The sequence below is a fragment of the Flavobacterium cryoconiti genome (genome assembly GCF_048158645.1).
GTDB classification, from domain to species: domain Bacteria; phylum Bacteroidota; class Bacteroidia; order Flavobacteriales; family Flavobacteriaceae; genus Flavobacterium; species Flavobacterium cryoconiti.
The window spans coordinates 1-23,651 of the sequence record NZ_JBLNKW010000017.1; the positions used below are offsets into that span (position 1 = coordinate 1).

Here is a 23,651-nt window from a genome sequence, read left to right on the forward strand (position 1 = left end):
TTATCTCAGGTAATAACAACTTGAGGATGTCGATAAAAGAATCTTGCATTCAGGTATAATTTAGAAATACAAATATCTAGATTTTAATATTTCCCCACAACAATATGTCTTGATCCGGAGTCTGCCCCAAAAATCTTTATTTCGGTGGCCCCTTTTTCAACTAACGATAAAATTTGAGGATCTATATAATAAGATTCCAAAACTTTTACAGTCGAATGAGACGTTAAAACTCCTGTTTCTTTTTGCATCACTTGATGAACCCATGTAATATATGTTTTCCTTAAACTTTTAAGGCTAATATCTTTTTCTATACCAGCTCCATTTTTATAATGAGTAAAAGCTTTAGAAAGCGAATCCATAATAGTTTTTGACTTGACTTTTCTTTCTGGAAATAAAATATAACTATCAGTATGTTTTTTTTCATTATAGCCCAACTCAACCAACAAGTCAAACAAATCCGAGTTTATTGGAATATACTTGTATACTTCATCTCTACTGAGATTCCTCTGAACTTTTAAATTTTGAATTCTAAAAAACTTTACTTCACTAGGCGATACTAAAATATCACTCCACCGCAAATCAACTACTTCCTCCCGCCTACCACCAGTTAACAAAAACAATCTAAAGCCAGCTTTTAAATACGGTTGATACATGTTTTTTCGTTCTCCTTTGCCACCAAGAATTACAATAGAACTAAATTTATCTACTGCTTCAAGAATTGCAATAAACTCATCTTTCGTGACAGAGTCAATATTACTTTTAGGTATTTGTTTTCGAGAATACTTTCTAAAAGGATTCTTCATTTCAATTTCCTCGACATCAATTAGGAAATCAAAAAAGCTTTTGATTCCATTCAAACATTTGTTAAAGGTTTTAGGACTATAATGATTGTCAGCCCAAGAATAAAAATTTGAGACATCTTGCTTATTAACATCCTTAATTCTTGTTACTTCAATATTCTTGTTTTTTTTCAATGTCTTCACAAAATACTTGCAGAATCGAATCAATTCCTTATGATGGCTATCAGTAATGTTTTTTCTAAATTGAGCGTACTCACTTTCACCATTTAAGTAATGATTATATTTTATGACGGAATCAATAACAGAATAATCATTTTCTTTCCCTGTATCAATTAATATTGTTTCGTAATTATTGGATTTTAAATGTTTTTCGAAATTAATTGCTTCAGTTATAGCATCTCGATACACCGTAGCATTCAAGATTTTAGATTTTACACTTTTTTTGGTTCCAGGAACATGAACCCGTACTTTGTATGTAAAGCTTTCAAAATGATTACATTTTGGAGTATCAACTTTACATTTTTTGCAATAAATCTTAATCCCTTTATAAGGGTTTTTCGGCAACGTTAGCTTTCTCATTCCATTAAATCATTATATAATTTCTCATCGCTTTTATTCCTCTTTATTTTTGTAGTTGGCACGTAATCAAACTCTCCTTCCAATTGAAACATTAATAGCTCATATACGGCGTAATCTTTAACCAATCGTCTGTATATGTTTTTCCATACTAAGGGATACTTCATTTTTAATGCTTTTACAAAAGGTTTGTCAATTTCGCATATAACTTCAATTTCATAAACCAAATTTTGTTTCGAAAATTTATGAATTCGAATTCCTCTTTTTTCTATCCATTTTTTAGCTGCTTCGCTATTAATTAACTTTAATTTGGTAGCAACCTCTGGAATTGTTAAAATTGACAAATTGGTTGACCTACTTTGATTATTTTCAGCATTTGTTTTTGTATCGCAAAATGATTTTTTATCGAGTTCAAGGATTAAACCCTCATTTTCACTATAAAACAACTCCAAAGATTCCTCTGCAATAATTCTTCTTTTTTCATTTTCTTCTTCATTTTTCATCACGCACCTCCTTTTTTCAATAGTAAAAGACCATCAAGACGGTCTTTTACTAATTCGACATAAATCACACTTACTTACAAAGATAGAATTGATTTTTTTCTAAATCATAGGTGAAATATGGTCATGATATGAGACAATATATAATGAAAGACTATCTTAGGGTCTTAATTTTCAGGAATATCATTCTCGTTTTCCTTCAAAAGCAATTCCTTTGATAAGTCTAAATATTCTGCCTCCTCATAAGGTAATAGCTGAAGCGCTATTTCTAACATATTCTTTATATTGGTTGCTGGATGCGGCACCTGACTAGAACATGTTTCATCTGAATCAAGTGCCAAAATGGAGACCTTGATTAAATTAGCAACAGTAAAAAGTAAATCCAAATATCCTTCCACATCTAATTCAATGGTGTACAAGCCTTTTTTATGATTGTTTGGTCGAAGTGTCTTAAAACTTCTTCCCGACAGTTCGCGTAATTCCTTCAATGTTTTTGTTTCATTCGTTTCCATAGTGATAGCGATTAAATATTATTTTTAATATGTCATTCTTAAAGGTTCTCAGGATCCTTGATAAGCATTTGATGTATTTCATCCAAGAACTCAATTTCATCTATTGGAAGCAACTGCGTAACGATTTCCAAAACAACCGCAACATTAATAGAGGTATTTTTGATCGTCTTTGAAATTTCAGGAGCTTCTTGATCTAATGCAAGAACACACATTTTCAACATATTAGAAATCACATAAGTAAGTTCGTAATAATTTAGTACTCTGATTTCAGTAGTATAAATATCAGTTCTACCCGTAACAGGCTTTAGTGTGTTGAAATACCGAGCGCTTAATTTTCTAATATTCTCTAAGTTTTTAATTTCATTTGTTTCCATAAGTATCTAAATTTAGATTTTCTAATCTTTTAATTTCTTTTTCAGCAGCTCCTTTGGCATTCCTAAAGAATTCAATACATTTCTCTTCAAGGAGCATACTATATTCTATAGTACCACATTGTATATCCTTATGCTTTAGCATTTCTATATTTGCTGACAACAATTGGTAGAGTTCTTTTTCTCTTTCAATAGTAAAATCAAACGGGAACTCAACTTCTGGAATATATTCCATTAAGGAAAACAAATAGTTGAAGGATAGCTTGTTTGGATGGTAACTGAGAAATAAATCAACAATACCAACTAAAATCTGCTCAACTGCTTGGTGAAGAAGTGCATTTTTTATAAGTGCCGAATCATTACTGGAACAGTTTTGTACAAGATCAAAGAATTGCCGCGCCGCCAGAATACGGTTCTGCCAGTAGTTTTTTGAAAATTCCAAATCCCTTACAGCTCCAAAAGTTTTACAGTAAATTGGATGAAATGGGTTGTTATAGATTAAAAGTCCATTTGTTGTTACAGTATCAAAAAAGTATTTCTGATTCTGATTTTGTTTACGTAAATAATTAGCTCGATGATTTAAGATCGTTACCCGATATTTTCCTTCAAATTTATCACAGATCAAGGATTGTAGTAAAGACACTGCATTTTCTTTATGTTCTATATTTAGCACCAACAGGTAGAAATGATAATCAGGAAGTTGCTTACTATAATACCCATTATTACCCGCTAAATCTTGGTTATGAGTTGTAGTGTAACCAAAACAATAGATTGCACGCGTTCTGAAAAACGCTGCAATTAAATTACTTATTTTAAACAATGCTTTATCAATGAAATAATTGGAATGGATTTTATTCATGAAAATGGATTGTCCAAGAAACGCCTGATTACTCAATTCCTTGATTTTTTCTTTACACGTTTTTGTAAATTCCAAAAAGAGCCTGCAAACTTCTTTTTGCATTAATTCAATTTTTGTCTTTGCGGTATCAATCAACCCGCTTTCAATAGCTTCCATGCTATAATTGTACTGTGTACAACTGTAAGCAGTATTAAGTAGTATTAAAATTTCCTTATCTGCTTCTACATCCTTACTGAGTATATTTTTAAGTGAAGGTGCAAAATCAATAACCCAGTCGTATTGCTCCAGCAAACACGTAGATCCTATGTATTCACTGGTGAGAAATTCCGAAGCGCAGATATAAATATACCGCAAGCTTTGATGCATCGCAAAAGCAGCTTCTACATTCTTATTATTTCTTGTATAAATAGACACAGTACGAAAAGTCACCACAGCAGCTTCTTGATCCTTATAAAATCTCTTTTTTGCCTTTTTTAGAAGTTCTTTCGAAGCATCAATGTGCGGATAGAATATTTTATTATCAGGCTCAAAATAAACCAACTCTTTAATAGTGCAGTGCTGAATAAAAAAAGGTTTTCCTTTTCTAAATCCATAAGTAGCCCAATTAGAATTGATGAATTTAAAAACAAAATCAGGATACAATTTAATAAGTTTATGAACAGTTTCGCCTAAAGTATCTCCATCTTGACCACAGTTTTTTTTTAAAATAAAAGTTATAATAGTCGGCATATCCTCTTTGTCGTAGCATGAAATGTAAACAGATCCTGCTTCAATAAAATAGAGCAGGTCCGTTATAACTTTTTCCAGTCGTTGTCGCTGGGAATAATTCTCCTGTATTTTGATTAGATAATCCATAATTTTACTTTTTACATGTTGAACATTATTTTTAATTTGTATTTTTGTTTATTCCATGCAAGGAAGTGAGATTTAGTACCGTACCAAACCATCCAGAATTGTATCGCACCAAACTGACTTGTTTTTTACCAATGCATTTTTTTTGACAGAATTTTAAATATCTTTGAACTATGAGCACAGCAACAAAACCGAAACATATAGGCAGAAATATCAGCCGAATCAGAGAGCTACGAGGAATGAAACAAGAAGCATTGGCTATTGCAATTGGTATAAGCCAGCAGTCAGTTTCTAATATCGAAGCCAGCGAAACAATTGACGAAGAAAAACTACAGGCAATTGCTGAAGTTCTTGGAGTTTCTGCTGAGGCAATTAAAAATTATAGTGATGAAACGGTATTAAATAATATTCAGAATAATTATGAAGGATCTGTTATTAATAGTGGTCCAACAGTAAACCATAATTGCACATTCAATCCCCTTGATAAAGTTGTAGAACTTTATGAGCGCTTAGTTCAAGCAGAAAAAGATAAGGTTGAGTATTTGGAAAAATTATTGAAGGCTAAATAAACCTTCTATAAAAGATATAATTAATTCCAAAAAGAGACCTTCATAAGTCTCTTTTTTTGTTTGTAGGATAAAAAGTAAATCAAGTTTTTTTTACGCACTACATTATTATTGTTCGTAAACGAAAATTAAAAACTAAACCGATGGATAAGACTATTAAGCTAAGAGTTAAAAAAGAAATTGATAATAGCAGCGAGCTTAAAGTTTTGAAATTAAAAGGCACTTTAATTTCGAAAGGTTACACTGAAATTATTCATATTGCTGATGAAAATACAGAGTATTATCTTAACTCATTTTCCACTTCACCCGAGAATAAAAAAGAAGTGGAATATTTTGTTTTGGACTATATCACAAACCATGATCTTGCCGACACCATTTCGTTACTTCAAGAAAGCAAATAAATGATTTTTGATTGCAGTAATTTTTTTCAAATCATGTGCAAAAACCTTCCTGAAAACAGTCAGAATTTTGCACATTAATTTAAATGTATTCTTTTGAAAAAGTACGCTTCCTTATTCAAGATCTAATAATTATTTAGGTACTTTTTCTTCTGTATTTGGAATAAGGGAGCGTACACTTTCAAAGACATTTAAAATAAGTATTCTTACAGCTTCAATATGTCTTAAAGACCTTAAAAATATCCCGTAAAAAATCACAAAAAGTACAACTAAGGTATTGGACATTCATCAACTGCGTGCCCATAATGTCACCGCTCATTCTTCGCAGTGCCACCCTTCGGGACTTATAGCACTCCGTTTGATGTATATCCAATTTTGTATTGCTTTCTTTTTTTTCTTTTTCTTTTGAAAAAATTTAAAGGCAATCTGACTGAATCAAAAACGAACATCTCCTGTTATTTTATCGAAGACATTTCATAGGTAAAATTCACCTATGATTGCTTATATCAAACACTAGCTTTAAATTAGCCTTTATCCTTTAAAAAGCTAAAAGATTGCAACGTTCCTGCAAACGGCCAGATGAACGGTTGTCGGACAACCGGATCTGGCTGCTCTATCCTCGGAACTCGGGAGCAGTGACACTGAAAGAATAAAAAGAGTTTGATAACAATGAAATGCAGCGGAGCAAATTCACGAATACCAATAAAAACAATTTTGAATTAATGAGTAAAATGAAAGATGATGGAAAGAGAAAATTCAAACAGAACACGCAAAATCACACTGCGACTAACACCCGAAGAGTATGCAAAAATTGAGCACAGGTACAAAGCCAGTACGTGCCATAAGCTGAGCGACTATGTTCGCAAGCATTTATTTGACAAGCCTATTACAACCCACTACAGAAATCAGTCATTGGATGATTTTATCGAAGAAACTATACTGCTTCGCAATGAGCTAAGTGCAATTGGGAACAATCTCAATCAGGTTGTGAAAAAGATGCACACCCTGCAACAAATTCCTGAATTCAGGGAATGGATTATACGTTATGAAATAGAGAAACAAATCTTTAAAAGCAAGATAGATTTGATTGAAAGACACACTTCTAAAATCACGGACAAATGGTTTCAATCATAAAAACAAGCCACTCCATCCGCAGTATTTTAAACTACAATGAGAACAAAGTCAAAGCTGGTGTGGCAGAGTGCATCGGTGCGGGCAATTATCCCGTTGATGTGGATAAAATGAGTGGTGTCGTAAAGCTAAATCGCTTTACAAAACGACTGGAATTAAACGAAAACGCCAAGCGGAACAGCGTTCATATTTCCTTAAATTTTGATCCGTCAGAAAACTATTCCAAAGAAAAAATGATGGCTATTGCCAATACCTATATGAAAAAAATCGGTTTCGGGAAACAACCCTATTTGGTGTATCAGCATTACGATGCGGGACACCCACACCTGCACGTAGTCTCAATAAATATCGAGCGAGACGGCAAGCGAATTGACCTGCACCATTTGGGCATAAGAAAATCAGAGCCCGCAAGAAAGGAAATTGAAGAATTATTTGGGCTAGTGAAAGCAGAAGGACGAAAAAATAAAGAGGAGTTTAATTTGAAACCAATTTTAGTAAGTAAGGTTAATTATGGACGGATTGAATCAAAAAAAGCCTTAAGCAATGTTTTAAATAAAGTGCTGAATGAGTACAAGTATTCCAGCCTTGCTGAACTTAATGCGGTGCTAAAACAGTGTAATGTTTTGGCTGACCGTGGCAGCGAGAATTCAAAAATATTTTTGGCAAAAGGATTAGTTTATCGAATATTAGACGAACAAGGTAAACCAATTGGCGTTCCAATCAAAGCGAGTGATTTTTACTTTAAACCGACTTTGAAATTTTTAGAGGAAAAATTTAAAGGCAACCAAATTAGAAGACCTCTTGACAAAACACGGGTAAAAAATGCCATCAACATGGCACTTCTAAGAGAGCAGGCAATGCCGATAACCGTACTGGCAAGGCTATTGGAAAAAGAAGGTATTTATACAGTGTTTAGAAGAAGTACTGAAGGTCAGCTATATGGTATTACGTATGTTGACCACACAACAAAAAACGTCTTTAATGGCAGTAGCTTAGGGAAACAGTACAGTGCCAAAGCCATTGAAGAGCGATGCGGATTAAAGCTTGCTGGTGAAGAAAAAAGAAATCAGATTTATGAAAAACTTCCTTCTAAAGAATCATTGATTGAGGATCTTCAACATCAAAAAGACATCTTAACTATTCCTGATTTGGTAAAAGCATTGGATCTGCTTATGCAGGCTGAATATTCTCCAGATTATTTACCAAATCAATTGAAAAAACAAAGAAGTAAGAAAAAGAGAAGAGGTCTATCCAGTAATTAAACAAAAAGGATGAGCAATTATACTCATCCTTTTTTAATTTCTTTTCAATTATTATTCTTTTAGAAAGATTACAAATCTGCGTTATCGTTACGGAAACAAATTCGAGCCATCAAGGTTTACCCCCCTAACTTGGTCTCCCTTTTTTTTTGCTTATCCATTTTTCTAATCTAAATATATAACACTATTTTCAAAACAATTTACCCTTATTTTATCATCGAAATTAATTTCTTCAAAAATATCTGGCAACGCATATTCTTTAATTTTTTCTAAAGTAAAAATATCAATTTTTATTATTTCAAGTTCGGTAATTAGATAAATAAAATTTTTAAAAATCTTAGTATCACAAAAAAGATAATCTAACCTTAAATTTAAAATAACCGCATTAATATTAAAATCAATTATCGCAAAATTTTGGTCAATGCCTATTGCATAAACTCCATTTTTAATTTCTGTTTCCTTTGGCTGGATTATATCACTTTGCCAAGAAAACTTATAACTGTATTGAAGATAATTAATTGTTGCATAACACCTACTTGTATTATTATCATTGAATAATGTAGGCACATTTAATTTCTTAAATTCTTTTTCTTCAATATGTAATATATTTACACGCATAATATTTATTTAAAAATTTTGGGAATGATGGTTGTAACGGAAGGGTTTGCACTCATATCTCCTCCTTTGTAAAAAAAAGAAACATCTACACTACCCTTACCAGCAACATTAACACTACGCATTACAGATGTTCCAAATTCAGTAGTTTTTGTTGAGACAACAGCTCCATTTTCTAAAGCTTGATTAAAAACAGTCGTTAGTTGAACTTCATTTTTAATACCCAAAGTTGATAAATCTTTTAAGTTTTGAGCTGATCTCGCAACATTACTCGCTGAGCCAGTAAGAACTCTACCAAAAAAATAATCAAATTTACTTGCAGCAACTGTATATGTTCCTTCGGTCACCATAGTACTTTTTACTGCAATGCTCTCTTCTGCGCCAATTCCTCCTCCAGCTGTTAAAGTTATAAAATTCAATAATCCTTTAAGAATTCCGCTAAAAGAAGAATTCAGATTTTGAATATCCTTTTGATATTTTGCCTGCTCTTCTTTAGATTGAGAGTCTGGTGTTTTCTTCTTTTTAGGAGGGTCGCTTCCTTCACTTTCAGCAGCTGCACTTTCTCCATTACTAGCCGAAAAACTCCCATTATCATTATTAGTCCATTTTGTTGCCTTATCATTATCCGATTTACTTATTAAATCATTAATAAATGACTGCGATAACATACCATCTGGGTCAATGAAATAAACAGGATTATCCATTCCATAACAATATGGTGACCATCTGCGTCCGTCCTCCGCAAGCGGGTCAACATTCATCCAACGCCCTAGAGCTGGATCATAATTACGTGCTCCATAATCATACATGTTAAGCCCCAGCTCGTCTTGGAGCTCTTTACCGTTGTATTTATACTTGTATCTTTAGTTATTACTTAGCCGCATCCTTAACATAAATTATCTTTTCAAAATAAACCTTTGTTTCGCCTGTTACAGCACTGTCTTTTTGGGTTGGCTGACGTTTAAAATATTCAATCATATAACCTCTTAACGTTTTCTTTCCTGATTTATCAAACCACCTACCAAAAGCAACGACATAATTAGGATTAGCTTTAGGAAAGTTAACTCTATTTTTTTTATCTTTATTTAAATTATAAAAGGTATCTAATTTTACATCTTTTTCATTTGAAAAATTATAATTAAAATTATAATTTTCTTTACCGAGAACCATTATAATTTGTGAGTTATATTCTCTCAATAATGGGCTATTGCATCTTACCGCTGCTGCAAATGGCGTAGAAATACTTATGGTATCTTTGGAATAAAAATCAAAACTAATCATAGTTGAATTTCTACCATCTAAAGTATCATTTGCAAATTCATAATATGAATTACGTTTTTTCGCATACCATAATGTATCTCCTTTCTTGTCTAAGTACCAATTTCTATTCAATATAGAATTATTTTTAACAATATAATATTCCCTAATTTCATTTAAGTAACCATCACGAGTGTATATATTCCAATTTCCAAACTTTCTTCCTTTTATATCCTGAAGCCCTACTTTAAATATTTTTCCGTTTTTATAATAATAAACAATGCTATCATATATGTTTTTTCTAAAAAGCACATTATTGGGTAAATTACCGATGGTATCATAATAAGTGGTAATTTTTTTTAACTCCCCATTTTTATTATACTCCGTTAAAAATTTCATATTATTAGATAAATAATATTCTACTTTATCTTTTTTATTACACGAATAAATTAGAATTAAACATAATAATATAAAAATAAGATTCTTATTTATTTTTAGCTTCATCTTTTTTTGGTCTTTCAATAATAACTTTATATCCTAACTCCGCTTTATTAGTTGAATCTTTTTTTGCCGCAGTTTCTGATGCATTTTGCGTTGAAACTGAACGATAACCATCTACATATTCTACTAATACTTTTCTTCCCTTGGTCGCAGTCTCATCAACTTTAGTTGCTGCATCTTTTCCTTCTTTAAATAATTCCGCTTTCTCTTTCATATTACTTGCCGTGTTTCCAATTTTAGCATCTGTCATACCGTTTTTGGATTTACCTCCTGGTAGCCCCGCAAAAGCTCCCATATTTACAACAACACTAGTAACATTCATAAAGTCTAATGCGGGACCAGTTGTTTTTTGGTTTTCATCCCCACCATTATCGGTACTTAAAGACACATTAATTTTTTCGGTACTCACTTTTTGTTTTTCAGGTTCCGCAGAACTAAATAAAGACATAACACTATTACTCAAATCCTTAACAGCATTAACAATAGGTCTAAACCCAGTATTATTTACAATTTCGCTTGCTGAGCTATAATGCAATTCCAATCCTTCGAGTTCTCTACCCAATCCCATTTTATTTTCTTGGAATGCATATGGAGAGTTATAGGTGTAATCCATAGCAAGAGGGTCAATACACATAAATCTACCAATAGCTGGGTCATAATTTCTCCACTTAAAGCTGTCCCAGTTCAGTCCTAGCTCGTCTTGACGTTCTTGTCCTTGAAACTTATACTTATAGGCTTTTACAAAGTTACTCCAGTGTAATAAGAACGTCCATTTCTCTATATCCTAGCGGTTCAAATGTAATGTTTTTCATTTAAAAAAGACTTTCATTCTTGTTTATTTTCGGTTGAAATAGGCAATCATAGCCTGAAAAGCTTTACTGATAAGCAAAGCACCAACTAACTGGATTAAGCATTTAGTAGCTTTCCTTGCTCTTTCTGGAAATGTCATAAACATTGCAGTTAGAACTAAAATAAAAAGTAAAAACATCGTAAAATTACTCATAGCATAGATTTTTAGATTAAACAAATTTTTACAATTAAACAATGTTGCTAAAAAGTTAGCTGTGCAAATCATTTGTTTTGAAAAACGAAGGTAATTTTGTGGGTCGAAATAAAATAGGACACTAAATTTCAACATATATAAAACTAAAAAAACACCAAATCAACTACTTATGATTTAGTGTTTTACTCTTTAAAATTAAGATTGTAGCATTGACAGGGAAAACATGGGGGACAAATCCGTCAAAGCTTTTTTTGTCCTTTTGAAAACTTTACAACGGAAAAAATCTATTTATCAATTCTCTTTGTTGCAAACTATCCACTTTGAAATATTTCTCAGTAGTTCCAGGCCATTTGTGTCCTGCCAACTCCTGAACCTTTTCCAGTGGAATTTTCTTTTCGTTGAGCCAATTGCAAATTACACTCATTCGGATGGTTCTTGGGTTGAGGTTTCTATCTGGAAATAATGGCTTTGACGGCTCGATAATCGCATGGATTCCATCAACTGAAATCGGTTTCCCTAGCTTGCTCAGTAGTAGTTTATCCGTATTGCATCTCAGTAATTCAGGTCTTACTTCGTTCAGATACTTGGAGAAAACAATCATTTGCCTGTTGAGCAGTTCCAAGGTTCTGCGGTTTTGATTCGTTGAAGCTTTGATATAGATTGTTCCTGCATCCAAATCAATATCTTTGATTTTCAATTCTGTCAGTTCCTCGCTGGTCAATCCCTGATAAATCAATAATGATAACAATACGCTGTTTCTGGAATCCAAATATTGATAACGGTTTTCTCGTGTCAGTAATAATTGCAGTTCCTCACTGCTAAACAAATCCTGAACCTGTATGCTCGGATTCTGTTTGTTTTTAATATTCAGCTTTTTGCAGGGATGGTCGTTTCGTAGTCCAGCCATTACCAGATAATCGTAATATCTTTTGATTGCCGATAAGATTCTGACTCGGTACTGGATATTGCTTTGTTTGCTACTGACTTGTTCCATATAACTCACTATATCCTGAAATTTGAAACGTTTGGCTTTAGGGTTGGTCTTTAGAAAATGGTTGATAGTATAGATGTAACTTTCTGCTGTCTTTGTGGATAGGTTTTGATTGAGATACATTTCTAATGATAATTTTGTCATAGGCACTTTTAAAATGTTGTTACTGGTTTTCTTTTTTTGTTTTTGATAGCGTATAAGTAAGTCGTATTGATTTGGGAATGCCCTAGAAAACTTCGGATAAACTCAATTCCTGCGTTGTTCTCTCCTAAGTGATTCGCAATACTATGACGCAGACAGTGGAGCGTTATTTCCTTTTGAATTAGTTCGTATTGCTGGGTTTGTTCTATCATTCTTTTAAGAATTTCGTTGAGTTGTTCGCCACTGGTTCGCTTTCCTTTGGAGTTTACAAACAAAGCATCTTCCAAAACTGTTTTCCCTATTAGCAATTGATAACGTTCTTCAATGATGTATTTTTTCAAATATTCTATGACTTTATCACTCATGGGAACTTCACGTCTTTTGTTTCCTTTTCCTTTTCTAACGATGAGCATTCCTGAACTGAGTTGAATATCCTTTACATCCAAAGCCTCTATCTCGGAACGTCTGAGACCACAACCATAACCCACCGACAATAAAGCTCTTTCCTGTTCGTTTCGGCAATACTGATACACCGTTTTGATTTCTGATACAGTTAGAACATTTCTTGGCTTTTGATTTCCGTTGCTGTAACTTGGAATAAAAAAGCCTTTTTCAATTTCTTTGTTTTCCAATAGATTCAGTACAAATAATCCCAAAGCGAATAGATGGAATTTGATGGTTTTCTCTGCTAATGTTCCAGTACCTCGCTGTTTGGGTCTGCTTATTAAATACTCAAAATAGCTCACGGATTCCTTGCTGGTCACATTTTTTATTTTAGTGATTCCCGATTCTTCCAGCCAGATAAGAAATTCCAATATTACATTCTGGTACATTTCGCTGTTTCCTGTTTTGTAATTCCTGACTTTGACAAAATGGTCGTAATCGTTGATGAGGTTCTGAAATGTTGGGGTTTGTATCGTTTTTTTCATTTTCTTATCTAGTTTTTAAATCGGTCATTTCAAAACTTTCCTTAGGCACACTCTCCAAAACTGCGAACACTAGCGTTATATCACTTGTAATTACTGGGCTTCCCGTGTTCTTAGTTGATTTCCAACTGGTCTAATTGCTTGTTCAGGTCTTCTTTGATTTTGGCTTTCAGTTTTTCCATATTATCCCAATAGCTAATCACATACTTAAATCCTTTGTTTGGCGAACCTTCCACCGCTTGAATGTATTCCAGTTCCTGCAAGGTCTGAACGTATTTGAAAGCCGATGTCTTGCTTATGTTGAGTTCTTGCCTGATTTCACGGGTTGTAAAACGGTGGGTTGTTCCACCTGTTTGAGTTCTAACAAATCCTTTGAGTTTTTCAAAAAACTGTCGAGTACTTTTATCGAGTTCATCCACTTTGATAATGATGGAGCTAAAGAATATCTCAACGGCTTTTCTCACATCGTCTTCGGTGGCTATCAATCTGCCTTTACTGTCCTTTTTGCGTTGGTATTGGTGTAGGATTGTGATTTGTGACACAAAATTCTGAAACTGGCTGTTTAACCTTCTGAGCATTTTAGCTTCTAATGGTAACATTAGTTTATCGGCATAAGGATTGACCACTTCGTAGGATTTCAGTACCCGCATAGCATTTCTCAGGAGCTGTTTTGCCTGCTGTTCGCTCTCTGAATTGCTCACGCCTGATATTTTCAGGTTCTGAGCTTTGATAATCCTAAGCGTTTGCTCTTGGCTTTCATCCACTCCCAAAACTACGGAACGGCTCATATTGTCGTAGTAAACCTCTGCTTTGGTCGTGGCGGTAAGGCTGGCAAAATGAGCTTCAACCTTTTTCATCTTTCCTCTGGTATTGCCCAGCATGTCCTTAACCACCGTGGAACTGGTCAAAAACTTAGCAGATTGCATTTCCCTGAATGCAAATTGCGCTTCTTCGTCCAATCCGTCAAAATCCTGAATGATAATGAGTTTATTCATCAGTTCTTTTTCTCTGTAATGGTAGAGCGATTTACTGGTAATTCGGGTCATGTTCATTACGTCCTCCTGTGGCATGCAGTCTGCTATGGCGTTGATGAGGTGGCTTTTCCCTTCTCCGCTACTTCCCTGTATCAGTCCATGCATCAGATACGGCATTTTATAGCTCGATGCCAGTATGAATGATAGAATCCTGTTTTCTTCTTCACCTACGATTCCGCTCTGTCCCAGCAGTTTATCTATATCCTTAAAAAGATGAGGTTTAGAAAGGAATTCTATCGCTTTTTCACTGGCTTGGGGTGTTAACTCCTTTTGTGAAAATTGGTCGGTTACGGGGTTCATTTCAGCGTTGAAGAGTGTTTCCCTGTAATCTTCCAAAAGGTCTGTGAACTGCAAGAGGTCAGATTCCAACAGATTCCCGTCAAATCCCTGTTTCTCGCTCAGTTCCCTACATTGGTTCTGAACATTCGTAAAATCAAACAGGTCAATTTTCAATCGGTGCTTCTTTTGGGTTGCCTGCTCCACGACTTGAAGTGATACCCTGAGGTTACCCAAATCCATAGGCAGGCTCCCAATCACATAAAACGTTCCCGTTTTTCCTTTGTAGCTGATTTTAAAATCACCCAGAATCTCCAGCGTTGGTATTGTTTTTTCTCCTTTTGGGTTTTGCAGTAACTCGATAATTCCGTCAGCCCCGTAGTTCAGCCACATATCGTTCATGCTGTGACCCTCTGGGAGCTGAATCAGGTTTACGGGCAATTCTGGTCTGATGCTTTGTATTTGTGTCCTTATGTTTTGCATAGTCTTAACGTTTAATGATTATTATTTCTTCCAATTCGTGCAGGGCTTTGATGGCTTCAAGGTGTTGATTTAATAACTCTCCATTCTGTAGCGTGATTATTGCTTCTCGGTTCTCCAGTGTCTTTGACTGTATGAGGCTTGCACAGTCAATGACCGTGGGAGCTATATAAAGCCGTTTGGTTAATGGAGGAGGATATGCTGGATAAATGCCTTCGCTGTTGAGGTATTCTTCTTTAGTTGTTTCTAGCTTGAAGCGTAAAGCAAAATAGTTTACAATTCTATTTTCTTTGTCCACCAGCGGAAAAATAAGTCCATAGCTCCCAAAAACAGTATATGCCGTCATCGTCTCTTCCCGCACTCCTGCATCACTCTTTTTTAGCATTCCTAAAGCTTCAAATTCATCTTTAAACTCTTGGTCTTTCCTATGATGGAATTGTCCTGAATTGAAGCCTATTCTTAGTTCTGCGTAATCCAGTCCAATGCTCTTTAAATAGTCTTTGGGCTTGTCTGCCTTGGCACTTCTAATACCAGTTTCAAAGGACTGGAACAGCGTTTCTAAATTTTCCATAAACTTCATTTTTTTTAAGGTTTTGACACGTAATTTTTTGGCACAAGAAGACACCCTCGGGTATTGCACCGAATCTGTAATCTGTAATATAAATTTGATTTTTGAGTAAGTTGTTTAGCTTTACAACCTGCTCTTTTTCCATTCTTTAGCTATTAGAATGGAGAAAAGATTCTTGCAATAATCTCTTCCTTTAGATTTCTTTTGACAAAGATATGACATGTTTTAGACATTCTTTTTTAGGTAACTTAATCAAGTTATATGATATAAGTTATTTCGCACTAAAACTGCTTAATCGCTTAATTATTAATAAATTAAGATTTTTAAAAATTTTTAAAATAAAATAATCTTAACTAATAATTAGTACGGTATTTCTTCTTTTTAATATTTTGATTTTTGTAGATAACTCAATCAATTTATGTAGCTAATAAGTTAGTTCTATTGTACAATTGAAGAACGGTTGGAGCATAAAATTTATTCCCATGTCTGGTTTTGAAATTGAGCTGATTAAGATAATCTGCAATTTGTCTGTAGCTCATTTCTTTCTCTTTGCAATTGAGAATTATTGATTGTGCTTGTCGATTTCGGTCATTGTTCATGGCATTTTTTTTAATTTTATCAACTCCCTTGGCTCTAGCCTCACTAGTTAGATTTTGCGGATTACCTAATTTTACTCCTTTTTTCTTAAGTTCCGCAAGCGCAAGCTTGGTTCTGGAGCTGATAAGCTTGGCTTCCTGCTCTGCAAGTGCCGAAAAAATATGGATGGTGAAATTGTTGGCTGAGGGCATATCTACCGCCAAAAATTCGATACCAGCATCCATCAAAGAACTTACAAAGCTCACATTTCGAGCTAATCTGTCTAATTTTGCTATTATGAGGATTGCTCCTTCATTTTTCGCCAGTTGGATAGCTTTATGGATTTCGATACGTTCACGTTTATTTGTACCAGTCTCAATCTCAGTAAAGCTCCTTAAGATAGTTCCATCCTGTGAAGTCACATATTTTTCAACTGAACTTTTTTGAGCAGACAATCCTAAACCCGAGATTCCTTGCTCTTTTCTACTGACTCTATAATATGCAACAAATTTTTTCATTTTGATATTGATTTAAACCTTAAACGTCCGTTTGTGATTTATTACACTCCAAATGTCCAGGTCTAAATTGGATTAAACAAGAAAAATCCTGGTTTTCCTGGGCTCACAGCTTTTTTTGGAGAATTTGGCGCACAAAAAAACGAGGGGTTAGCCTCGTTCTTTGGATTGCAATAATTTTTGAAACTCTGAAAATTCGTGGTCGGTCAAATCTTCCATTTTAAAACTGATGGGTAATTTTAGCGGTTCGGATAGCAATATCCGTTTTAACTGAGAAAGTTTAAGCTTAATTCTCATAGCTTGTGGTGTTTGCACTATTATTGATAAAATCCCAGTCTTCTCCATTTAGACCCTCCTTTGCCATATAGAACAATCCAGCTTTGTATTTGTCATAGGTACTTACATCTGTTCTATCATAGTTGAAGTATTCCTGAATATCGGTTACAATTTGCTCATGAAGTTTTTTATCTTCAATGTAAATAACAAAATGGTTGTGATAACCTTTTCTGTTTGTGAAGGGTTAAGTAGTAAAAAATAGTCGTAGTTCTGTTGAATCCTGATATTTTTCATTCAGATAATCGTAAAGACCGTGCATTTGTTTAAAACAACTGGTCTTATTACGTTCCAGTTTGTACGCCACCGTAAAGAAAAAACTCCAATCCATGTGCCAGAATGTATGCTGTAAACTTTCTTTATCTGCCAGACAATCGATGAGGTTTCTCATAGATTGGTTTTCCTGTCTTAGTATTTTGTTTTCGTCAAACATTATTTCGGAGTCAAAATATCTGGCGTGGTCAACTGGAAATAGTCGTTTTCCATTTGGAATTTTGGTTTCTGAGAATAAGTCTTCATTCTTTTTGTAAAATCTGTAGATAGTACTTTTGCTTGCTTTCGTGCTTATTATAAATTTCTTTAAATTTTCATATTTCATTTTGTTGGTTAGTTAGTATCTCGTTATTGGTTAGATACAGGAACTCCATACAAGGAGATAAGTCAAGCATCTATGTTTATAAATACTATCAAACTTTCAAAAGTGTAGCTTTTTGGCACTTTTTTTTGAAAAATATTTTTTTGATTGGGAAAATAAGTGTTCCAAAATGAGACACTATTCTGTGGAATTTCAAAAATTGGGAGAAATTTCATTTATCACACAGTAGGTGCGGATTGAATATGTGTACATTTCGCATGGTCGGGGAGGTAATCTGAGGAACTAAATCGAGGAATCTAGTAGTAAAATAGCCGATACAGGGAGGGGGTGGACTATCAATTGCTTTCCGAATCACGTTTGAGACCCCAGAACAAATACAGGAACGTCTGACCGAATAACTAGCAGTTTAGGAACATTAAAAGTACAAAAAAAACAACCCGAAGGTTGTTTAATTTTGACTACTATAATACTATAAATAGTTGATTTTCTGCGAATGTTTTATGAAATAATTAAGCACCAACACATTTGACACATTACCATTTTATTGTGATATATTCGAAATTAGTCGGAAGTCTTTTTTAAATATTTTTTCAACAAAAAATGATAACATAAATACCAAAATATAAAAAATATAATTATTTGAATAGCAATAACTGCTAGATAATATTTACCCGCTATCATTATTCCAAAACTAAATATACTAACAGGAAAGGTAATAAAAAGCCCAAATAAGACCCAATCTCCATAATAAGGCGGATAAGAGCATAAAACAGATAGTGTTCCAATTCCAACGTATACTAAAGAAATAATTAATGAATTATTCCAAGCTTTCTTTTTTGTGTTTTCCATTTTTATATTTTTTATTGCCCTGAAGGTGAATATGTCACTCCTCCTTTATTTGCTACATTATCTGCCTGTATAATTGATGATATTGCACTTGCTGGACTTTGGCTAGAAAAATGATAAACTGTTTTAAAAGATGCTAAAGCACCTAGACCCAAACCTAAAACTACCCCTTGCGCTTTCTCTTTATAACTATCTGTATATCTTGCCGATAATAATGTCATAGCCACAAATCTAAAATCAGTACTAATTGCCCTAGTATCTGTTAATAAACCTACAGCTCCTGAAGTACCTAAATTAGCATATCTTCTATCGTGACCAATTGCAGGGTATTCTACAACACTTTTGGGAACATAGGAGAAATCATCAATACCACTATATGTTTTTGGATTATTCCCTCCAGGATAAGATAATCCAAGTAAATTTTGTCCTAATGTTCTAATATCTAAGCCATCTGGTGTTAGACTTTTTTGTACACCGTGCCAAAAGTTACTAAACGATTTTTCATCAGCATAACCTTTGATACCACCACCAACTTGTTTGTACGTCTTTATAGAAAGTTCATCTGCTAGTACAGAACCATCACTTAATTTTCCGTGACCACCTGCTGACATCTCTCCATCAATAAATGTAGATGTTTGTCCAGTTGTTGGAGTATTATTTAAAAGAACATTTTCGGTTTCTAAATAAGACATAAAACGTTTAATATCTTCAGGCTTGTTTGTTGTATATCCATTTGCTGTTGTTTCCCATAAACCACTTGGGTCTATGAAATTTATTGGATTATTAAAACAATAACGATTTGGTGTTAGGTCATAAGCTAATTCTGCTAAAGGGTCAGGATTTTGCATTCTGCCAATTGCTGGGTCGTATAATCTAAATCCATAGTCGTAAACATTAAGCCCCAACTCGTCTTGGAACTCTTTTCCGTTGTACTTATACTTATAGGGTTCTGCAAACCTTTTTTATATAAAACAGCTCCTTTCAAAAAATTTCATTATAAAGAACGTCCGGTTACATTTTTCAATAATACGAAAGTAAATGTAGTTTAATTATTTTCCTAATAAATCCTTGTGATTTATTACTTATAACCAATAAAAAAAGCCCTCAAAATGAGAGCTTGATTATCGGTTGATTATCTAGAATTACATATAAACTATTTATATTCTTGCGACTGGTTTACCTTTTAAGCTTTCACTTACCAGTTTTGAAAGAAATATTGTAAAGGGTTCTATATCACCTCTCACACTTGCACTTTCAAGAGCTGCCATATAAGGATCACGTTCTTCCACAGGAATAACAGTCCAAGGAAAACCTCCGGAAGCTAACATCACATTCATTAAGAACCTTGCCATCCTGCCATTACCGTCCATATAGGGATGTATGTACACAAATATAAAGTGCCCGAGCACTGCGCGTACTGCGGCGCTGGTTTCGTTTTCGAGTAATTCAAAAAGCGTGGGCATTGCATCTCTCAGAGCATCTCTGTTTAGAGGCACATGCAGAGAATTAGAAATATAGACCTGATTGGTTCTGTATCCTGCCAAATCCGAAGCCTTTAAAATTCCAGCCACCACACTGGGCGCAAATAATTCCTGATACCAATCTCTATGGTCATCGTCAGCTACTTTTCCAGCATTGTCGCCTTCTAAAATTTTACCGAGACTTTTCTTTACAGCTTGTGTTGCCTGCCAGTAGCCTCTTGCTGCCATAGCATTCCTGTGGTTTCTATCATTTTCATTCCCCTTGATGTCCCAATCGCCAGTGCGGACTTTTTCAATCAACTCTACCGATACCACATATCTTTCTATAGAAAGGGAATGGTAGGCATCAGTGACATATATCTGTTCTACAACTTCAAGGTATTTTTCTTTGTCTTTTGGAAGACCTGGTTCATTCGGAAAATACTTTATAACAACCTTTCGCCATTCATCCCACATCAGCTTGATACGGTTTGCATAGGGCGATCTTTCTCTGAATGATAGAGCAACTGGAGATTTACTTTGAAAAGGATCTGTTTCGCGTACATTGTAATCAGCGGCTTTCATTGTTTTCAAGATGTCATCGGCGATACGGTCTCGTCCAATATTTCGAAACGCACCGGCTAGCCTTCCGGCCACTACAGTGTGTGAGCCTTCGAGAAGTGGGCTGAGAATTTCGGATGCATCCTGAACCAGTGCCATCGCGGCACGTACATCGACCGCATTCCTTTCGAACATTGCTGTTGAGCAGTTTATCAAAGCAGAGTGTAGTGGTAACATTCTGATGCCATTTATCTCCACAATATCGGCCATATATGGAAGCGGTGACTTCATTTCTAGTAATGACGTATTATACAACAATGGTATGACTTTGTTCGAAGCTTCTAATGCACGGATAATTAATTGTGTAGGTACAGTTCTGTTTCCTGCATGTATCATGAGAGACTGATCGGCTGAAATGCAGTAGGCATCACCGTATTTATCCTTGAGATAACGCGAGCAGAATTGCCAATAGGATGTATACCATGAAGTAGTGTCTCCAGCAGCTTCATGGGGATTTGACACAATGTACCAACCTCTGGATACTTCCTTCAAGAAACCATTTTTTATCAGACGCTCTCTATGTGTTCTGTTTATTTCCGATGATTTTATTGCGACAATACTCTGATCCTCCTGTAAATCACGAAGTATCTGAAGCGATGCCGCCAATTTTTCCCCAGGTGTAGCCATATTATTCTTTTTCTTGAATTATTTTATATCCGAAATTATTAATCAACTATTTTTTCAAAACAAAAGCTTAATAATTTCGCATCGTAATTAGCCTATCGTGTTGCGCGTAAATTAGCCTATTGTGCTGCATCATAGTTAGCTTATCGTGTTGCACGTAAATTAGCCTATTGTGCAAATATAATGAATTAATCAATAGTCTTGCCAATTTATATAACTTAACTTCATCAACAAGAGTATATTATATTTTTTTTACAAACAATTGATTTACATAAGTAAGCGTATATACTTGTTTTATTTAAAAGATGTAAATGCATATATTGACTTTTTAAATCACAGGAAAATATCGATTAATCATTTCTCTCTGTTGGGAACTATTCACCTTAATGTATTTTTCCGTAGTGCCTGGCCATTTATGTCCGGCGAGTTCCTGCGCCCGTTCCAAAGGAATCTTTTTCTCGTTGAGCCAGTTACAGATCACACTCATGCGGATGGTTTGCGGATTGAGCCTCCTATCCGGAAACAATGCCCTGAGCGGCGCAATCATGGCATGAACACTATCTACTGTTATAGGCTTACCCAGTTTTGTAATAATTAGTTTTTCGGTTTTACAACGAAGCATTTCTATCCGCGTCTCATTCAGATAATTAGAAAATAAAATCATCTGTTTGGAGACCAGCTCCAACGTTCGCTTATTGAGCATATTCGAAGCTTTTATGTAAATAGTCCCATTGTCCAAATCAATATCTTTAATAGTTAATCGAATAATTTCATCGCTGGTAAGTCCCTGATAAATCAGCAGAGACAGTAATACATTATTTCTGATGTCCAAGTGTTTATACCGGTTTTCCCTTTCCAAGAGTAGTTGCAATTCCGGACTGCTGAACAGATCCTGCACCTGTATTGCCTGATTACTGTTAACCTTAATGTTTAGGCGTTTGCATGGATGGTCGGTTCTGTACCCACTCATAACCAAATAATCATAGTATTTTTTGATTGCCGATAAAATCACGACCCTATATTTACTATTGGGTTGCTTTAAACTGATTTCTTCCATATACCTGACAATATTTTCGTATTTGTATCGCTTGGCTTTGGGATTTAATTTTAAAAAGTGATTGATGGCAAACAAATAGCTTGATACCGTTTGTTTACTATAATTCTGGAGCAGGAACTGTTCTAGTGTTTGTTTTGTCATAAGTCAATTACTTAAAAAGTTACTGTCGGTTTTCGTTTCTTGTTTTTGATAGCATAGATATACGTTGTATTTATATCGGAATGCCCGAGGAAACTGCGTATAAAATCAATCCCTGCATTATTCTCCGCGAGATGATACGCAATACTGTGACGCAGACAATGCAGGGTAATATCCTTTTGAATCAGTTCGTATTTTTGGGTCTGCTCAATCATTTTTTTAAGTATGTCATTCAGGTTCTCGCCAGTGGCTCGTTTGCCTTTGCTATTGATAAAAAAAGCATCTTCCATTTGGCTTTTCCCAACAAGCTTTTGATTGCGCTCTTCCAGTATGTATTTTTTTAGGTATTTCATAACGGTATCGCTCATAGGAACTTCGCGCCTTTTACTTCCTTTTCCGCTTCTGACAATGAGCATTCCGCTGTTTAGCTGTATATCTCTTAAATTCAGTGTATTTATTTCTGATCGGCGAAGTCCACAACCATAGGCTACAGACAGTAAGGCTTTCTCCATTTCATTCTCGCAGTTTTGATAAACGATTTTAATTTCTTCCACGCTCAGGATATTTCTGGGTTTTTGAATACCTCCGCTATAAGCAGGGATATAATAGCCGTTTTCAATTTCTTTGTTTTCCATAAGATTGAGTAAGAACAATCCCTGTACAAAAAGATGAAACTTAATAGTTTTCTGCGACAGCGTACCTTCGCCACGCAATTTAGGTCTTGCAATTAAGTACTCAAAATACTTTATTGATTCTTTGGTATTCACGTCTTTAATTTTAGTGATTCCTATTTCTTCGAGCCATGCCAGAAATTCGGTCAGAACGTTTTGATACATGCGCCCTTTTCCTGATTTGTAATTCCGGACTTTTATAAAGCTGTCAAAACTTTGGGCAAGCTTTTGAAAATCTTTGGTTAGTATGTTTTTTTTCATTGTTTTTAGTGTTCTTAAATGGTGGTGTTTTTAAGTGGCCGCTTGTGCACTCCGTGGAACACGGAACGCCAGTATCGTATTACCAGTATTTACTGAGGCTCCGGTGTTCCACTGGCGTTCCGGGGCGTTCCTTTTTGTTTTTTTGTTATATTTAAAATTCTTCGAGTTGCTTGTACAAATCTTTCTTTATCCTGTCCTTTAGTTTTTCCATATTGTCCCAGTTGGAAAAACCGGTCAAATTGACCACCACTTTCCAGTGTAAATTGACCACCAGTTCCGGAGCAAATTGACCACCACTTTCCAATCCAAATTGACCACCTAATTTCGGGGTAAATTGA

At 34.7% G+C, this 23,651-nt stretch carries 25 protein-coding genes and 2 pseudogenes; 4 read left to right on the forward strand and 23 right to left on the reverse strand.

Annotated elements, in window-relative coordinates:
• Window positions 1–83: 83 nt before the first annotated feature.
• From ACM55H_RS17440 to ACM55H_RS17460, 5 genes are all read right to left on the reverse strand, one after another.
• Entirely contained in the window at window positions 84–1,379 is a 1,296-nt protein-coding gene (locus tag ACM55H_RS17440) for a tyrosine-type recombinase/integrase (RefSeq protein ID WP_416837728.1), read from the reverse strand.
• Complete coding sequence (locus ACM55H_RS17445) at window positions 1,376–1,879, reverse strand: hypothetical protein (protein WP_416837729.1); 504 nt, start codon at window positions 1,877–1,879, stop codon at window positions 1,376–1,378. The genes ACM55H_RS17440 and ACM55H_RS17445 overlap by 4 nt, the downstream gene beginning before the upstream one ends.
• A gap of 164 nt (window positions 1,880–2,043) precedes the next feature.
• The gene (locus ACM55H_RS17450; RefSeq protein ID WP_416837730.1) at window positions 2,044–2,388 is read right to left on the reverse strand and encodes a hypothetical protein; all 345 of its coding nucleotides are present in this window, start codon (window positions 2,386–2,388) and stop codon (window positions 2,044–2,046) included.
• Window positions 2,389–2,426: 38 nt separating this feature from the next.
• Window positions 2,427–2,762 (reverse strand): hypothetical protein, encoded by a 336-nt coding sequence (locus ACM55H_RS17455; RefSeq protein ID WP_416837731.1) that lies wholly within the window; start codon window positions 2,760–2,762, stop codon window positions 2,427–2,429.
• Window positions 2,749–4,473, reverse strand: a complete 1,725-nt coding sequence (locus ACM55H_RS17460; RefSeq protein ID WP_416837732.1) for a hypothetical protein — start codon at window positions 4,471–4,473, stop codon at window positions 2,749–2,751. Before ACM55H_RS17460 ends, ACM55H_RS17455 begins: the two co-directional genes overlap by 14 nt.
• A gap of 170 nt (window positions 4,474–4,643) precedes the next feature.
• Between ACM55H_RS17460 and ACM55H_RS17465 the strand changes: the two genes are divergently transcribed.
• From ACM55H_RS17465 to ACM55H_RS17480, 4 genes are all read left to right on the forward strand, one after another.
• Entirely contained in the window at window positions 4,644–5,039 is a 396-nt protein-coding gene (locus tag ACM55H_RS17465) for a helix-turn-helix domain-containing protein (RefSeq protein ID WP_416837733.1), read from the forward strand.
• A gap of 140 nt (window positions 5,040–5,179) precedes the next feature.
• A complete protein-coding gene (locus tag ACM55H_RS17470; RefSeq protein ID WP_416837734.1) occupies window positions 5,180–5,437 on the forward strand; it encodes a hypothetical protein in 258 nt (85 codons plus the stop codon).
• A gap of 738 nt (window positions 5,438–6,175) precedes the next feature.
• Window positions 6,176–6,568, forward strand: coding sequence for a plasmid mobilization protein (locus ACM55H_RS17475; RefSeq protein ID WP_416837735.1), 393 nt, complete (start codon window positions 6,176–6,178; stop codon window positions 6,566–6,568).
• Window positions 6,553–7,827, forward strand: a complete 1,275-nt coding sequence (locus ACM55H_RS17480; protein WP_416837736.1) for a relaxase/mobilization nuclease domain-containing protein — start codon at window positions 6,553–6,555, stop codon at window positions 7,825–7,827. The genes ACM55H_RS17475 and ACM55H_RS17480 overlap by 16 nt, the downstream gene beginning before the upstream one ends.
• Before the next feature lie 162 nt (window positions 7,828–7,989).
• On the opposite strand, the gene ACM55H_RS17485 is transcribed toward ACM55H_RS17480, so the two are convergent.
• From ACM55H_RS17485 to ACM55H_RS17570, 18 genes and pseudogenes are all read right to left on the reverse strand, one after another.
• Window positions 7,990–8,442, reverse strand: a complete 453-nt coding sequence (locus ACM55H_RS17485) for a hypothetical protein (protein ID WP_416837737.1) — start codon at window positions 8,440–8,442, stop codon at window positions 7,990–7,992.
• A 658-nt stretch (window positions 8,443–9,100) separates the two neighbouring features.
• Window positions 9,101–9,299: pseudogene (locus ACM55H_RS17490) on the reverse strand (RHS repeat-associated core domain-containing protein); the annotation flags it as partial.
• 10 nt (window positions 9,300–9,309) lie between these two features.
• On the reverse strand, window positions 9,310–10,200 hold the full coding sequence (locus ACM55H_RS17495; protein WP_416837738.1) for a hypothetical protein: 891 nt from the start codon (window positions 10,198–10,200) through the stop codon (window positions 9,310–9,312).
• Window positions 10,181–10,978, reverse strand: a complete 798-nt coding sequence (locus tag ACM55H_RS17500; protein WP_416837752.1) for an RHS repeat domain-containing protein — start codon at window positions 10,976–10,978, stop codon at window positions 10,181–10,183. Before ACM55H_RS17500 ends, ACM55H_RS17495 begins: the two co-directional genes overlap by 20 nt.
• A 54-nt stretch (window positions 10,979–11,032) precedes the next feature.
• Window positions 11,033–11,200 carry a hypothetical protein gene (locus ACM55H_RS17505; protein WP_416837739.1) on the reverse strand — a complete coding sequence of 56 codons (168 nt, stop codon included), beginning with the start codon at window positions 11,198–11,200 and terminating at the stop codon, window positions 11,033–11,035.
• Between the two features lie 268 nt (window positions 11,201–11,468).
• A complete protein-coding gene (locus tag ACM55H_RS17510; protein WP_416837740.1) occupies window positions 11,469–12,335 on the reverse strand; it encodes a tyrosine-type recombinase/integrase in 867 nt (288 codons plus the stop codon).
• Window positions 12,336–12,343: 8 nt separating this feature from the next.
• Window positions 12,344–13,261 (reverse strand): tyrosine-type recombinase/integrase, encoded by a 918-nt coding sequence (locus ACM55H_RS17515; protein ID WP_416837741.1) that lies wholly within the window; start codon window positions 13,259–13,261, stop codon window positions 12,344–12,346.
• Between the two features lie 110 nt (window positions 13,262–13,371).
• On the reverse strand, window positions 13,372–15,051 hold the full coding sequence (locus ACM55H_RS17520) for a hypothetical protein (RefSeq protein ID WP_416837742.1): 1,680 nt from the start codon (window positions 15,049–15,051) through the stop codon (window positions 13,372–13,374).
• Window positions 15,052–15,055: 4 nt separating this feature from the next.
• Complete coding sequence (locus ACM55H_RS17525; protein ID WP_416837743.1) at window positions 15,056–15,619, reverse strand: hypothetical protein; 564 nt, start codon at window positions 15,617–15,619, stop codon at window positions 15,056–15,058.
• Between the two features lie 413 nt (window positions 15,620–16,032).
• Window positions 16,033–16,710 (reverse strand): recombinase family protein, encoded by a 678-nt coding sequence (locus ACM55H_RS17530; protein WP_416837744.1) that lies wholly within the window; start codon window positions 16,708–16,710, stop codon window positions 16,033–16,035.
• A gap of 147 nt (window positions 16,711–16,857) precedes the next feature.
• Window positions 16,858–17,004, reverse strand: coding sequence for a hypothetical protein (locus ACM55H_RS17535; RefSeq protein WP_416837745.1), 147 nt, complete (start codon window positions 17,002–17,004; stop codon window positions 16,858–16,860).
• Window positions 17,005–17,227: 223 nt separating this feature from the next.
• Window positions 17,228–17,638, reverse strand: coding sequence for a hypothetical protein (locus ACM55H_RS17540; RefSeq protein ID WP_416837746.1), 411 nt, complete (start codon window positions 17,636–17,638; stop codon window positions 17,228–17,230).
• A gap of 558 nt (window positions 17,639–18,196) precedes the next feature.
• Entirely contained in the window at window positions 18,197–18,484 is a 288-nt protein-coding gene (locus tag ACM55H_RS17545; RefSeq protein WP_416837747.1) for a hypothetical protein, read from the reverse strand.
• Between the two features lie 11 nt (window positions 18,485–18,495).
• Window positions 18,496–19,413: pseudogene (locus ACM55H_RS17550) on the reverse strand (RHS repeat-associated core domain-containing protein); the annotation flags it as partial.
• Window positions 19,414–19,638: 225 nt separating this feature from the next.
• Entirely contained in the window at window positions 19,639–21,189 is a 1,551-nt protein-coding gene (locus tag ACM55H_RS17555) for a Fic family protein (RefSeq protein WP_416837748.1), read from the reverse strand.
• Window positions 21,190–21,514: 325 nt separating this feature from the next.
• A complete protein-coding gene (locus tag ACM55H_RS17560) occupies window positions 21,515–22,384 on the reverse strand; it encodes a tyrosine-type recombinase/integrase (protein WP_416837749.1) in 870 nt (289 codons plus the stop codon).
• 11 nt (window positions 22,385–22,395) lie between these two features.
• A complete protein-coding gene (locus ACM55H_RS17565) occupies window positions 22,396–23,313 on the reverse strand; it encodes a tyrosine-type recombinase/integrase (protein WP_416837750.1) in 918 nt (305 codons plus the stop codon).
• A 151-nt stretch (window positions 23,314–23,464) separates the two neighbouring features.
• On the reverse strand, window positions 23,465–23,651 hold a 187-nt coding region (locus tag ACM55H_RS17570), incomplete at its 5' end, for a hypothetical protein (protein WP_416837751.1).

Excerpts from the sequence above, each read along its gene's own strand:
- ACM55H_RS17440 (WP_416837728.1), bottom strand. The coding sequence starts at position 1,379 with ATGAGAAAGCTAACGTTGCCGAAAAACCCTTATAAAGGGATTAAGATT.
- ACM55H_RS17445 (WP_416837729.1), bottom strand. The coding sequence starts at position 1,879 with ATGAAAAATGAAGAAGAAAATGAAAAAAGAAGAATTATTGCAGAGGAA.
- ACM55H_RS17450 (WP_416837730.1), bottom strand. The coding sequence starts at position 2,388 with ATGGAAACGAATGAAACAAAAACATTGAAGGAATTACGCGAACTGTCG.
- ACM55H_RS17455 (WP_416837731.1), bottom strand. The coding sequence starts at position 2,762 with ATGGAAACAAATGAAATTAAAAACTTAGAGAATATTAGAAAATTAAGC.
- ACM55H_RS17460 (WP_416837732.1), bottom strand. The coding sequence starts at position 4,473 with ATGGATTATCTAATCAAAATACAGGAGAATTATTCCCAGCGACAACGA.
- ACM55H_RS17465 (WP_416837733.1), top strand. The coding sequence starts at position 4,644 with ATGAGCACAGCAACAAAACCGAAACATATAGGCAGAAATATCAGCCGA.
- ACM55H_RS17470 (WP_416837734.1), top strand. The coding sequence starts at position 5,180 with ATGGATAAGACTATTAAGCTAAGAGTTAAAAAAGAAATTGATAATAGC.
- ACM55H_RS17475 (WP_416837735.1), top strand. The coding sequence starts at position 6,176 with ATGGAAAGAGAAAATTCAAACAGAACACGCAAAATCACACTGCGACTA.
- ACM55H_RS17480 (WP_416837736.1), top strand. The coding sequence starts at position 6,553 with ATGGTTTCAATCATAAAAACAAGCCACTCCATCCGCAGTATTTTAAAC.
- ACM55H_RS17485 (WP_416837737.1), bottom strand. The coding sequence starts at position 8,442 with ATGCGTGTAAATATATTACATATTGAAGAAAAAGAATTTAAGAAATTA.
- ACM55H_RS17495 (WP_416837738.1), bottom strand. The coding sequence starts at position 10,200 with ATGAAGCTAAAAATAAATAAGAATCTTATTTTTATATTATTATGTTTA.
- ACM55H_RS17505 (WP_416837739.1), bottom strand. The coding sequence starts at position 11,200 with ATGAGTAATTTTACGATGTTTTTACTTTTTATTTTAGTTCTAACTGCA.
- ACM55H_RS17510 (WP_416837740.1), bottom strand. The coding sequence starts at position 12,335 with ATGACAAAATTATCATTAGAAATGTATCTCAATCAAAACCTATCCACA.
- ACM55H_RS17515 (WP_416837741.1), bottom strand. The coding sequence starts at position 13,261 with ATGAAAAAAACGATACAAACCCCAACATTTCAGAACCTCATCAACGAT.
- ACM55H_RS17520 (WP_416837742.1), bottom strand. The coding sequence starts at position 15,051 with ATGCAAAACATAAGGACACAAATACAAAGCATCAGACCAGAATTGCCC.
- ACM55H_RS17525 (WP_416837743.1), bottom strand. The coding sequence starts at position 15,619 with ATGGAAAATTTAGAAACGCTGTTCCAGTCCTTTGAAACTGGTATTAGA.
- ACM55H_RS17530 (WP_416837744.1), bottom strand. The coding sequence starts at position 16,710 with ATGAAAAAATTTGTTGCATATTATAGAGTCAGTAGAAAAGAGCAAGGA.
- ACM55H_RS17535 (WP_416837745.1), bottom strand. The coding sequence starts at position 17,004 with ATGAGAATTAAGCTTAAACTTTCTCAGTTAAAACGGATATTGCTATCC.
- ACM55H_RS17540 (WP_416837746.1), bottom strand. The coding sequence starts at position 17,638 with ATGAAATATGAAAATTTAAAGAAATTTATAATAAGCACGAAAGCAAGC.
- ACM55H_RS17545 (WP_416837747.1), bottom strand. The coding sequence starts at position 18,484 with ATGGAAAACACAAAAAAGAAAGCTTGGAATAATTCATTAATTATTTCT.
- ACM55H_RS17555 (WP_416837748.1), bottom strand. The coding sequence starts at position 21,189 with ATGGCTACACCTGGGGAAAAATTGGCGGCATCGCTTCAGATACTTCGT.
- ACM55H_RS17560 (WP_416837749.1), bottom strand. The coding sequence starts at position 22,384 with ATGACAAAACAAACACTAGAACAGTTCCTGCTCCAGAATTATAGTAAA.
- ACM55H_RS17565 (WP_416837750.1), bottom strand. The coding sequence starts at position 23,313 with ATGAAAAAAAACATACTAACCAAAGATTTTCAAAAGCTTGCCCAAAGT.